The organism is Blautia intestinihominis, from assembly GCF_040096655.1.
Classification (GTDB): Bacteria; Bacillota; Clostridia; order Lachnospirales; family Lachnospiraceae; genus Blautia_A; species Blautia_A intestinihominis.
In genome coordinates this window covers 1-12,074 of the sequence record NZ_JBBMEI010000092.1, presented here as the reverse complement: position 1 = coordinate 12,074, position 12,074 = coordinate 1, and the positions used below count along the sequence as shown (strand labels likewise).

The following is a 12,074-nucleotide window of genomic DNA, read 5'->3' as shown; positions in this document are numbered from 1 at the left end:
CATGGAAGCCTACTTGCGGAAAATGGCAATCGACGGGTATATCATTCAGATAGACCATGCCGACATAAAAGCTATGACAGCGGAGATACAGAAAATCGGGGTCAATGTCAATCAGATTGCAAAGCGCGTCAATGCGACGGGCAGCGTCTACCAAGAGGATATAGAAGAAATCAAGGAGGTGCTTGCGGAGATATGGCGGTTACAAAGATTAAGCCTATTAAAAGCACGTTAAAAAAAGCCCTTGACTATATCCAAAACCCGGACAAGACGGACGGGAAAATGCTGGTGTCCTCGTTCGGGTGCAGCTATGAAACGGCAGATATTGAGTTCGGATTTACATTGTCGCAAGCTCTTGACAGAGGAAACAACCTCGCACACCATTTGATACAATCTTTTGAGCCGGGGGAAGTCGATTATGAGAAAGCCCATGAAATCGGAAAACAGCTTGCCGACGCGGTAACAAAGGGGCAATATGAATACGTCCTTACCACTCACATAGATAAAGGGCATATCCATAACCACATCATTTTTTGTGCGGTAAACTTTGTAGACTACCACAAGTATGTTTCCAACAAGCGCACCTATTACGGAATACGCAACATCAGCGACAGGCTGTGCCGGGAAAACGGCTTGTCCGTCCTTGTGCCGGAGAAAGGCGGCAAGTGCCTTTCGGATAGAGGGCTTTTGCTCCTGTGTCAGCTTCTTTGCGGAAAACTCCTTAAAGGCTGCGGTCAGAGCGTCCGCGTCCCGCCCCTTGAAAAATACAAGATAACGGGGCGGCGTTTCGGTGCTGTCTTTCTTTAGGGCAAAGTCGATACCGTATTTTTTTGCCGTCTGCTCAAAGGCTTTGATATTGCCCTCAGTTATCTCAATGTTGGAAAGCCCCGCGTTCTGCTTCGCAAGCTGCTTTAGCGTCTGCTTCCCGTGGGGCTGTTTTTCCTGCTGCTTTTTTGCCTGTGCAAGCATGGCTTTGATTGCCTTTTGCAGCATTTCAGCGGTCAGCTTTGCTCCCTTGACCGAGAGCGCAACCACTTTTTCGTTGATTTCGTCCTGCAATGTTTACCGTCCTCCTTTCCCGGTAGTAATGATAGTGTTAGGGTGGTACGCCGCTTTTGGGCGTGAAAAAAGGGCGTCCGTTGTTCACGCCGCCCCGTTAAATCCGCACCCGCAGCCCGTTCAAGTCCTCGGCGCGAATACCTACAAGATACCAGTTGTCCCCGTACTCAATCCGGGTCGGCTTCCATTTGCCGCCTGTGAATACGTCCATGCACTCGCCGCAATGCAAGCCGCCGTAATAGTCGGCAATGTCAAAGCGAATGTCGTAGCGGTCAGCGGTTTCATCAAAAATCAAAGCTCCTGTTTTCTGTGCCATGTGGTAAATCCTCCTTTTTTCGTTTACAGGCTTTCGCCCTCGTTGTAGGTGTAATAGTCCAGGTCGCCGTACTTTGGCTTTCTCGGTGCAAGCGCGCCGCTTGCCATATCGTGAGCGACAAGGGAAGTATAGTAGCTGTCAATGGTAGACGGGGCATTGAAAAGCACCGCCTTTAGGTACTGCTTGATGTTGCGGATTTTCGTGGTGTTCTCCTGCATACAGTCAAGCACAAAGCGGATATGTTCGCTGTTCAGCTTCATAAACTTTGACTTCACAAGCTCGGCGGGGTAATCGTCCCCGGCAATACGGATTTTCTTTCTTGCCGTACAGACGGTTTCAAGCATGAGGTCAACAATTTCATTCAGACGGTCGCGGTCAAGGCTTCTGTCCTGTAAGAGAATGTCATAGGCGATATTGTCTTTGATAATTTCCTCATACACTCTGTAAGCGTCGTTCCTTTCCGTTCTTTTCCGTTCCGGCGGCTGTGCCGTTTCGTCCTCGCCATAAGGCAAGGGATTTAGGGAATGGATAGGAATGGAATGGGTACTTGATAAATCCGTATTTGATTTTTCTTTTTTTGGTAAGTTAGTTCTTTGTATATCTTTATTTAATTGCGTTGGATTTTCCGACGTCGGATTATCCGTTGTCGGATTTTCCAATATCGGGTTATCCGCTGTTGGATTTTCCAATACCGGGCAATCCAATTCCGGCGGCTGCGGCTGTTCGTAAATGGTGTACTCGATAGCGGTCATTTTGCCTTTCTCGTCGCGTCCCTGCCGCCTTGTGATATATCCGGCTTTTTCAAGCTCCCAAACGGCGGTACGGATAGCGTCGATACTTTCCCGGTTGATGTAGGACAGCCCCGAAAGGGTATAATCCCAATCCTCCGGCAGGGACAGCATTTGAGATAACAGCCCCTTTGCCTTTAAGGAAAGCTCCTTATTGCGTAAGTGGTGGTTGCTCATTACGGTGTAGCCTGTGTTGCGTTCCACACGGAAAACTGCCATAGCTTCATCACTCCTTTGCTTTAGATTTGTTGCGCAGTAGAACGCGGATTTTGAGGGGTAAGGTATCTTTTCCTTGCTTCCTCTGTTTTGCGTTCTGTAAGCCCGATAAATCAAGGCTTTTTTTGCCCCTACTGCGTAACATGAGGGCATAAAAATAGCGGCGTTCCTGTTCTCCCAGTGAGAGAGTGAGAAACGCCGCTGTGCGGGTCGCTATTTCATTTCTTCTGCTATCAGTTCTTGCATGACTTCTCCAAAGTCTGCCATGAAAGAAAAGATGAAGTATTCCAAAACGTCGGGGTCTGCGTCCATAGGCTCGGCTTCCTCTGAAAAAGGCAAGCCCATTAGCCCATAAAGCAGTTTGATGATTTTGAACAGCTTGCCCCGGTCGGTGGGGTTGTTCATGGTTACAAGTACGTTGGTAAGGCGGTTGATTGTTTCCATGTCGCCGCCTGTCGTTACCCATACCATTTCCGCGAACGGCTGCGTGATTGCCCCGGCGACAAGGTTTATCTTATCCTTGCCGATTTCGCCGGACGGAAGTATAATACCCTTAGTCAAAAGTTCGTTTTTCATGTCGTCCTCCTTATATTCTGTGGTGCTAAAATGGTGCCCGGTCTTACAAAAACACCTTATGCGGAGATATGACAAGAAAAATGAAGATATGCGGAAAACCTTGATTTTAAGCCATTTTCACATTGGTTTATAAACATTTGTGAGGACTTATAAAAGGTTTGGCGTCTATCAAATCAATAAAAAATAAGATCCATAAACGCACAAGGACGCTCTACCGAGGATATGCAGAGCGTCACTCTCTTATGGGCTAAGATTTGTGCAAATTATAATAATACGTCCTAAAAAGGAAGGAGACCGATACTTTCGTACCGGCATATGAAAAAGAAAAATATCTAAAAATGAGATACCTTAATTAGCATCTGCAATTATTAATGTACAGTATATTTATGACGATACTATGGTATAAATTTTAAGAATTTGTAAAAATTATATTTTCCTGTAGAAAAGCTTCTAAAACTCTCGATAATTTATAGTTCTCTTTTAATTATGCACTGCCTACTTCATAATATTTTTATTTCTTTTGAGCTTTAACAAGCAACATCATTGGCCGACGAAGTTCATCTTTCATTTTCTTAATTCATTCATTGTTATTTCATCTATCATATTAAAATCCTTTATAATTAAAAATGATTTACGACCTAAAAACTTATACTGTTTGTAGATATTGGGCATTCATATTTTTATATAATAACACAAAAACAGATTAATTCATATTTTTTCATATACATTAATCTGTTCAGTTTCGATATCTTTAGATTATGAAAATAAAAGTATTGTTTTATAGCGACAATTTCTCACCTTTTGTACATACATTTTTTATATCTGATTTTCATTAAATATTCTATCAACCTCCCTTTTCATCCAGTCAATATCCTTTGATGCCCGAAAGTATATAGAAGATAACACTTTTAATTGACGTAATCAAAAGATATTAATAAAATAAATAAAAAAACATACACAAGAAGGAAACGTAATGAATACATTTTTTACCTGCGAGCAAAAATTGGGGAATACCATCTTCACTTTTTCACAAAAAGCAAAAGTTCTTAGCACAAGTCCTTTAAACGGAGGCCTTACAAGGCACCTTTCTCATGCTGTAAATATCAATTGTATGAATGGTTCTTATGAATGTAAAATGCTTGGAGATACTTATGAAAAAGATCTAGCTGCACATGTCCACGCCCTTGGTCTTTCACCCTCCTGCACTACTGCCTTAAGTACCGCAGCCTGGACTGAATTACGTGCTATAGAAGAAGTATGCTTCCGGGATCTTACGGTAACTGCTGTTGTGACCGGTGGAATTGACTCCAATGGCATACATCCCAGCGATCCTGCTTCTTACTACGAAGAGGACGGAAATTATGAAATGCCTCTTCCTGGAACGATCAATATTTTTCTGTTCATTAATCAGAATTTGACTGATACAGCAATGTCCAGAGCACTGATGCTTTGTGGAGAATCGAAAGCTGCTGCTGTTTCTCAGTTATTACTGGGAAGCTGCTATTCCGAAGAAATCGCAACAGGTTCTGGGACTGATGGAATTGTAATCGCTTCTAATCTTTGTGGTACCAGAACTCTTACGGATGCTTCTGGACATTCCAAACTTGGTGAACTGATTGGAAAATCCGTGAAATCTGCCGTAAAACAAGCTCTTCTTAAGCAAACAGCGGCCTCTGGCCCGAGGCAATTTCTTTTATCTGCACGTACTGCAAGATATAAAATCACACCTGCTACTTTATGGGAGTTTTATATAGAATACAGAGAAATTTTTAATGATTTTAAGATTTCTTTTGAAATGCCTTCATTATTAGAACAGAAGTTTCTCGCACACAATCGTACCAGTAACCTGGTTCTATGTGTATCACTTTATCTTCACCTTATGGATCAGGTTCGTTGGGAATTGATTATGGAGCCGGAAGCTATCCGGGAAGGGAAACGTCTTCTGATTTATGGACTCTATTGGAAAGATGGAGACTTTTTTGAAAAAGCATATCCGGCAAAAGCATGGGAGCAGCCCGGATTGCTGCATTTTTCATTAAAAGAACAGCTTATGTATTTGCTTTTATTGTATATTGCTATTTAGAATTATTGGACATAGTGCTAAAAATTTCTAACTTTTACTTTATAAATGGGTAAGTCGAAAACCGACTTACCCACTATAATATCATTTTTATTTACTTCGCTACACACATGTTTTCATCAATCCATTTTTGGACTTCATTCACATTATGGTTTACAGCTTTTGCGATTTTTTCAACAGGTAATCCCATTTCAGCAAGTGAAAGGGCTGTTTCCTTTTTAGCCTTTAATTCACCGCGCTTTTCGCCGCTTTCCATTCCCTCGCTATAAATTTTCTCCATTTCATGGCACATAAGCTCAACCCCTTTCTGCGTGTCTTTTAATTCATGCACCCGTTTTGCAAGAACCGGACTGTGCATTTCATCCGCATTCTTACAATGCAGATCATGCATAAGTCTCCCAAGTTCTGTGTCTTCCTGTTTTCTGGAATTCACATATATAATATGTGCTTCGTCCTGAAAGCTATCATCAGCTTCTTTGATATGCCTGTCAATATGGTAAATAGGAAAGCCATACCCAAGGATGTCATCCCTGGTAATAAAGATCACATAGCTTTCCGGTAATTCATCAAAATCCTGACCCGGATTTAAAGTGTTCATGTCCATCAAACCACTATGGTAACGTGCCCTCTTAGGTGATGCACCTTCATTATCCTGCTGGATCTCCACGTCAAACTGTTTGCCTTCGGAATCTCTGGCAACACAGTCCAAGATTGCGGATCGTCCCTGCAGATTCTTATAATCCTTCTGGATGATCTGATCAATTACTTTCAGATCCTGTTTTTCCATAATGACCTGCAGAACATTCCAGGCATTCTCTCTGTTTGAAAACATTTCTCATAAATATGTCACTCATGAGTGTAAAATTCTTAATAATACCTTTATATCTTTCGTAACGTACTTCCAATCCGTTCTCTGGCATAATTTTTTCATCTGCCACGTTCGCTGTCACTTCCCACTTTATTCTTTTTATGTTATGAAGAAATTTTCGAAAATGCTTTTGTTTATTTTATCTTAGCATCAATGAATGACCTTTACAAGACACTTTTTCCCAGAATTGCATCGGACGTTCTTTAACCTACCCGTTCCACATAGCGTACACTGTCTCCTTTGCTCTCAAATTCTGGACAAAGAGACAGCCATAATCTTTCCAGATCATTGATGTTCATGGCGTCCAATTCTGTTTCATCTTCTTCACCATAAATATTTACAAAACCAATCCGATATATGCCATACTCTTTATGTTGATTTTTTACTACTTTTCTTCCTGCCCTTCGTATATTCATAAGCTCTCTTCTCTCCTCTCTTCTGCTTCCAGCAAAAATGTATTGCAGGTATAGCTTCCGGAAGCACTGACACCAGCGGCCCCTCCAAGGCTGTCCAGATACTGGCTTCCATTTTTTGATGCAGAAATGTACATATAAAAGTTTGTCAAAACATAGTTTTTATTTTCCAGAACATTCTTATAACTGCTGCTAAGTACAAGCCTTGCTCCAATTTTTTCTGCTTTTTCTTTTACCAGCATAGCAGTTAAATTTACTGCTTTTCGTATTTCCTGTTCGCTAAGTCCGCTTTGATAATAACGTTCCAAAAACAAAACCAGTTCTTCTGCTTTATTTTCATGTGGTTCGCTTTTGACAGTCACATCAACAAACTCAATCGTCTTCCTTTCATCCGCAGCTACAAAAGATCCCTTTGTCAGACGGAGGATTGCACGAAATACAATTTTACCATTGTGTTTGATAAATATAATTTTTTTATTTGCATCAAAACAGGATAACAGACAATCACAATTTGGACCATTCCGATAGGAAATACAGCTGCGCAGCGGTACTTCTCCTATCTGCATGATCGGAAGCAGGCTGTCCTCTTCCCAGATTTCCCATCCACAATCCACGCGCAGCAGCTTTTCTTTCCAGATTTCTTCTGTATCTCTTTTTATTGGAAAAGCAATTTCCCGTCCCAGATCTCCTCCATGGTATTTCAGCTCCATGAATTTTCCTAATAACTCAGCATTTACGATTCTTCGAATTTCTTCCTTCTTTTTCGGCTGCCTGTTCAGAAAGGAAGTCATGATCTCTGCGCCGCCTTCATAAATGAACTTCTGGATATTGGATTTATTTTCCACGACAAAAGCATCCGAAATATTCAATTCTGTCTTTAAATTCTTCCAGGAAGGATCCTGGGCCAGCAGTTTGTCCATCAATGCAGGTAATCCGGAACAGCCATTTAAAAGATTCTGATTATGTAAAAGGAAGTAAACCTGATTATCCCTTGTAAGCTCTTTTAAAAGTTCAGTAAAATCCATTAAAAATATCAGAATCCATATGGCTGTTTCATGCCGAAGATCCAGAATGTTTTTAAAATCCTCCTGCATCCATCTGGAAAGCGGCTTTTTTGACAAAGCTTCTGCCAATCGCTCAATCTGATTTTCCTCTAATGCATCTGTCAGGCAGTCTCTTTTTATCAACTCACGAATCACCCGAAGACGATCATCACTTTTGGAGTATGCTAAACGATCATACAGGTCTATATAGACTGCTTTTACATTGTACAGGATTTTCAATTCTTCAAATACACGAGGCTTCGAAAACAGTGATTCTTCACTCTTTCTCCAGGGAACTACCATATATTCACAATCCCTTAAATTTTGCTCATTTAAAGTATTTAGATTCAGGCATCTTTTATAAACCTCTTCATCCAGAATCAACGAATTCCTGTCAAGGTTTATAAGCCAGTCTCCATTCTTTCGCAAAAGTTCCAGGAAATGTTTCTTTCGTTTCGTAATGGCATACAGGATAAGCTCTGTCTTTTCCAAAGTCAGCTCATAAAGATCCATATCTGGAAGCGGATTTCCATACAGAGTGTTCACATAGGCTGCCTTTCCGTTTGAAACCTTTTCAAAATCTGCATCCGGACCTGTCAAAAATCTTATCAGCTTTGGAATGTCTGCATATAATGATTCGTTCCAAAGCCACAAGTGAAGAAAAGAGGCCTGCCATTCTTTTGGAATCTGAGTGAGAATCACTTCCAGTCCATTCCGAATTTCTTTTGGATGCCGGCTCAGTTCTTCCAGCTGTTTTTTATTTAAGCTTTCCGTTTCTTTACAAAACTCGGATAAATAATTTACAAGTTCCATCAGATCCTGCTTCAAAAGTAACGCCAATGATTCCTCATCCTTGAGCAGCTCATAAAGAAGCTCCGTTGAAAAAGCCGGATTTATCAAAAGCATGCGTATCTTTATCCCCGCCCGGGCAACATCAAACTCACCAATGCAGGTCTCAAGACTTGCTACAAGCTGTTTCTTTAACTCTTCTTTCGGTTCCAGAAAAGCATAATATTTCAGATAAACATATACAATCCGGTCCGGGATTTCCTTATCTGCCAATACTTTTTCAATTTTTTCATAGGGAAATTCGGACAGCTTTTCATTTCCTGCACATTCTACTATCATTCTGATGCGGTCTGGTTCTAAAATAGAAAAATCCTTTTTGTTCATTTTTCCCAAGTAGGTGAGCATTTCCGGATCGTCCATCAGAGAAGAAATCGTCTCCTCATTTAACCCCTCCATCAAACCGGAAAGTTCTTGCTGATTTACCAATCTGGCTGCATTCATACAGAAATCTTCCCCTTTCTTTCCTATCAGTTTCAAGGGAATTGCTGCATTTTTCATTTCCTTGTAAATATTCATGTGCTTTAATATTCTTTCAATCATCATGCTACCTCTGCCCTTTCTATTAATCCGTTAATCTCCGTTAACTCCATGCATTCGTCCTGGTACATATTTTCTGCTAGTTTAAGAAGATACAGAGCTTCCTTTTTTGCCATAGGCTTTTTCGCTGTTCCTGCGAAATCATCTTTTAAATACGAGGAAACGATCTTACAGTAGAGTTTCTTATAGCCATATGAATACCGCCCGTTCTTGTAAAACTCATAAATAGACTGAAGCTCCTTATCCGTTTTCCTGTTTTCCCGTAACATCTGGTTAAACTGCTGTTTGATGTTTTTTTCAGTTTTCCAGCGTTCCATCCGTTTTTTCTGTTCCTTCAGCCATTCTTTCCGTTCCTGATATCTTTTCCGATCCTCTTCTGTCATATATTTCTGATACAGGGTTTCTCTTCGATAAGAATCACTTATAAATGGAAGAAGCAATTTGGAAAGCTCATATGCTTCTGACTGTTCCATCCAAAGTGCTGTACTTTCCTTTAAAAGTAAGGCCGTCAGGTATTCTGGATAAATATCCGGATATTCATAAAAGAACTTTTTTTCTACCATTGAAAACAGTTCCCGGTGTTCCTCTTTTCCCAGAACTGGAGAAAAAAATTCGCACTCTCTATGTTGGATAGCATAGTATCCCAAGGAGAAAGTTTCCTTTAAAATCCTCCAGGGGCTTAAGAATTCGCATCCATCCATTCCAATCTCATTGATCAGAAATTTCAGCATAGGATAGGAATGCTCATTACAAAGACCCTTTATTTCACTTTTTAAATATCCTGCCATAAATTCCCATTTCTTTTCCAAATCTGGATCTTCATTTTTATAATCCTTTACAAACTCTTCCAGATACTTTTTTCCATCCAAAATCCCATGCAGGATCAGCCGGTTGAAAACCGCGTAAAGTTCCGGCTCACTCTTTTTCCAGAAAACATCCTGGTATCTTTTTCCTGTAAGGTTTTCATAACGTTCCAGATACTTCAGCAAACTTTTCGTACTGTATGTTTTGCCTTTCAGAGTATCTGTAACACACGCTTCAAATTCTTCCGAAGAGAGTTCTTTTACCAGAGGATCCCATTTTTCTTCTGTCAGATCAATGTAGTGCCACTCTTCCGGTTCATTACTTCTAAATGGAAACAACGTAAGAAACGTTTTTACATTTTCCACCCTGAACGTTTCATTCATGCATTTTTCCAGCCGTTCTTTACCGTCGATACGGACAGAAAGTTTCCCATATGTTCTTAAAATCCGTGAACAAAGTACATAAGCCTCTTCTGGATATGTCTCTTTTCCGGGCAAAAATGCCTCTAATACATTCAGCCCAATTTTTTCTGCTGTCAACCCGGAAAGGCTTATCCGATCGGGTCTCTCTACAAAATACATCAGTACAAAATTTAAAAAAGCGGTCTCTTTGTCGGAATATCCAAACATACGCATACGTTTTTCCAAAACGGCATCCGCATTTTTAGCATTTGTGACTGCTAACTTTGCCAGCAGTTTCAGGATATCCAGATCCTTTTTACGATACCCTTTAAGCTTGGTCATTACTTTGCCTACCATCCACACGAAAAGATTCCATTCAGTAAATACGGATATCTTCCGGTTCTTTGAAAAGCTGTCAGCAAGTTTCTGTTTTATGCCTTCCCACAGTGTTTCATCATCCGGAAGGATGGACATGGCAAACAGCATTTCTTCTGCTCGCTCAAATGGATACGCATGCATGGCCTGTTTCCACCGATTCTTTTCCTTTTCCTCACAGATATAATTGATACTGATCAAAAACAGGTCTTTCTCTCCAAGAATCTGTTTCATCTTTTTCCAGAACAGATCCTTTTGTGCCCCATTGAACATACAGGTCTCCTGTAAAGGCATCATCCTTGCCAGGGCAAGTCCGAGGGCACGGTATGTCTGCTTTGTCAAGGTCAGATGTTCTCCAATGCGCTCCAGGACTTCTCCCGGATAGTGCAGTCCATAAGCGGTTTCCATGTCTACTTTCGGCTTTTCCAGAAACATGTCATTTTCTTTTAATTGCATATAAATTTTATATTTTTCCTCATTAGATGACAGCTTATAGATCAGGTTCGTCATCTGCCGGTACAGGGTAATATCAAGCCATTCTTCATAAATCTTCCATTCCATCCAATTTCCTCCTGTTTTCCCATATAAAAAGGGGACTGTTCGCCAGTCCCCCAAAATTGTTCTTATGCTGCCAGGATAATCTTCTTTTTCCGGCTTGCATAAGTGATCGCCATTGTAGAATGTTCCATGCCTCGCTGTTTCTGATATTGCTTTACATCTGCATAATTTGCAAACGAAAGGATTTTACCATTTTCCTCTAACAAGTTTTCTTCGTTATCCTCCATATTTTCACTCCCGCAGGAAGCCAGCGTCCAGTTTACGTGGCAGATATAACAGGTCATGCCTGCAAATCCCAGATACTTATGTACATACTCTTCCGCTGCCTCAGCACTCGGAAAATAACGTGCATACTCCAGGGAACGGCAAACGATCCGGTCTTTGTACCATCCGGCAAAATACCGGTTCTTTTTCAGTTCAAGTACATACCCTGTCAGATAAATCTTCTGTAAAGCATTTTCTTCCTCGTCCATCATATCAAGAAGCTGTTCCGCATAGATTTTTTTCCATTTCAATGTGTTCTTCTTTATTCTTTTACGCAGCATTATCTTTTTCCTCCTCAGTTCCAACAATGAGTTTTTCTACCATTCTGTACAAGTTCCGGAAATTTCCAGCCTGTCTGCGGCGTGTCATGCAGTCCTGTTCAAATGCCCTGATCACAGCAGAAGTTCTTGCAAACAGTGTGAAGATTTCCTCATCTTTCAGCTGTATGGTAACCTCTTTTTCTTTCCGGTAGCTGTCTTTTTTACAATACTGCCCGCCATTGGCATTATGCATCGCTATACCAGTGCCATTCTGTATCCTGACAACCCACGGATAATTTAAAACTTCTCCTTTGTTGTTGCGAACCTTCCTCTGTATGGAAAATACTGTAACTCTTCCCGTGTTGGAATTTTTATCCTCGCAAAAGATCTTTTGCTGGAAGAATTTAAATTCCTGTACATTATTCCATATACGGGAATACACGTATTTTATGATTTCCGGACTCAGATTTGCATAAACACTGATGCTGTCTTCTTTGCTGTAGTCAACCATGACCGCCCGGATCCTGGAATAATCGCTGGCAAAGTCTTCGTGAAGATGCCAGAACTCCTTTGGTTCTGCCATCCGCAAAAAGCTATTAAATTCCAGTAACGTATTCTGTGTCTTATGAACACAGATCTGCTTTGATACATCCATATTCTGTTCTTTTTC

General features: G+C 40.9%; 10 protein-coding genes and 3 pseudogenes. 3 read left to right on the top strand and 10 right to left on the bottom strand.

Annotated features, from left to right (window positions below):
- Both mobC and WMO75_RS17235 read left to right on the top strand, forming a co-directional pair.
- Positions 1-232 (top strand): plasmid mobilization relaxosome protein MobC (gene mobC / locus WMO75_RS17240; protein ID WP_349078587.1); only part of this gene is annotated, 232 nt, incomplete at its 5' end.
- Positions 193-663 (top strand): annotated as a pseudogene (locus tag WMO75_RS17235) (relaxase/mobilization nuclease domain-containing protein); the annotation flags it as partial. The gene mobC and the pseudogene WMO75_RS17235, both read left to right, overlap by 40 nt.
- On the opposite strand, the pseudogene WMO75_RS17230 reads toward WMO75_RS17235, so the two are convergent.
- The 4 genes and pseudogenes from WMO75_RS17230 to WMO75_RS17215 all read right to left on the bottom strand — a co-directional run.
- Positions 631-1,056, bottom strand: a pseudogene (locus tag WMO75_RS17230) (PcfB family protein); the annotation flags it as partial. The pseudogenes WMO75_RS17235 and WMO75_RS17230 sit on opposite strands and share 33 nt — an antisense overlap.
- A 97-nt stretch (positions 1,057-1,153) precedes the next feature.
- Entirely contained in the window at positions 1,154-1,372 is a 219-nt protein-coding gene (locus WMO75_RS17225; protein ID WP_005422968.1) for a DUF5348 domain-containing protein, read from the bottom strand.
- Between the two features lie 23 nt (positions 1,373-1,395).
- Entirely contained in the window at positions 1,396-2,379 is a 984-nt protein-coding gene (locus tag WMO75_RS17220) for a DUF6017 domain-containing protein (RefSeq protein WP_044925032.1), read from the bottom strand.
- 210 nt (positions 2,380-2,589) lie between these two features.
- The gene (locus WMO75_RS17215; RefSeq protein ID WP_005422970.1) at positions 2,590-2,952 is read right to left on the bottom strand and encodes a hypothetical protein; all 363 of its coding nucleotides are present in this window, start codon (positions 2,950-2,952) and stop codon (positions 2,590-2,592) included.
- A 973-nt stretch (positions 2,953-3,925) separates the two neighbouring features.
- Here WMO75_RS17215 and WMO75_RS17210 point away from each other — a divergent pair.
- Positions 3,926-5,035 carry an adenosylcobinamide amidohydrolase gene (locus WMO75_RS17210; RefSeq protein WP_005422974.1) on the top strand — a complete coding sequence of 370 codons (1,110 nt, stop codon included), beginning with the start codon at positions 3,926-3,928 and terminating at the stop codon, positions 5,033-5,035.
- A gap of 91 nt (positions 5,036-5,126) precedes the next feature.
- Here WMO75_RS17210 and WMO75_RS17205 read toward each other — a convergent pair.
- The 6 genes and pseudogenes from WMO75_RS17205 to WMO75_RS17180 all read right to left on the bottom strand — a co-directional run.
- Positions 5,127-5,886 (bottom strand): annotated as a pseudogene (locus tag WMO75_RS17205) (Rpn family recombination-promoting nuclease/putative transposase).
- A gap of 217 nt (positions 5,887-6,103) precedes the next feature.
- Complete coding sequence (locus WMO75_RS17200; RefSeq protein ID WP_117593948.1) at positions 6,104-6,316, bottom strand: hypothetical protein; 213 nt, start codon at positions 6,314-6,316, stop codon at positions 6,104-6,106.
- Entirely contained in the window at positions 6,313-8,748 is a 2,436-nt protein-coding gene (locus WMO75_RS17195; protein ID WP_243111601.1) for a hypothetical protein, read from the bottom strand. The genes WMO75_RS17200 and WMO75_RS17195 overlap by 4 nt, the downstream gene beginning before the upstream one ends.
- Positions 8,745-10,883 carry a hypothetical protein gene (locus WMO75_RS17190; RefSeq protein ID WP_118050897.1) on the bottom strand — a complete coding sequence of 713 codons (2,139 nt, stop codon included), beginning with the start codon at positions 10,881-10,883 and terminating at the stop codon, positions 8,745-8,747. Before WMO75_RS17190 ends, WMO75_RS17195 begins: the two co-directional genes overlap by 4 nt.
- 62 nt (positions 10,884-10,945) lie before the next feature.
- Complete coding sequence (locus WMO75_RS17185; protein ID WP_117593952.1) at positions 10,946-11,425, bottom strand: hypothetical protein; 480 nt, start codon at positions 11,423-11,425, stop codon at positions 10,946-10,948.
- Positions 11,415-12,074 (bottom strand): hypothetical protein (locus WMO75_RS17180; RefSeq protein ID WP_349078585.1); only part of this gene is annotated, 660 nt, incomplete at its 5' end. The genes WMO75_RS17185 and WMO75_RS17180, both read right to left, overlap by 11 nt.

Coding starts and splice junctions, on each gene's coding strand:
- WMO75_RS17225 (WP_005422968.1), bottom strand. CDS start 1,372: ATGGCACAGAAAACAGGAGCTTTGATTTTTGATGAAACCGCTGACCGC.
- WMO75_RS17220 (WP_044925032.1), bottom strand. CDS start 2,379: ATGGCAGTTTTCCGTGTGGAACGCAACACAGGCTACACCGTAATGAGC.
- WMO75_RS17215 (WP_005422970.1), bottom strand. CDS start 2,952: ATGAAAAACGAACTTTTGACTAAGGGTATTATACTTCCGTCCGGCGAA.
- WMO75_RS17210 (WP_005422974.1), top strand. CDS start 3,926: ATGAATACATTTTTTACCTGCGAGCAAAAATTGGGGAATACCATCTTC.
- WMO75_RS17200 (WP_117593948.1), bottom strand. CDS start 6,316: ATGAATATACGAAGGGCAGGAAGAAAAGTAGTAAAAAATCAACATAAA.
- WMO75_RS17195 (WP_243111601.1), bottom strand. CDS start 8,748: ATGATGATTGAAAGAATATTAAAGCACATGAATATTTACAAGGAAATG.
- WMO75_RS17190 (WP_118050897.1), bottom strand. CDS start 10,883: ATGGAATGGAAGATTTATGAAGAATGGCTTGATATTACCCTGTACCGG.
- WMO75_RS17185 (WP_117593952.1), bottom strand. CDS start 11,425: ATGCTGCGTAAAAGAATAAAGAAGAACACATTGAAATGGAAAAAAATC.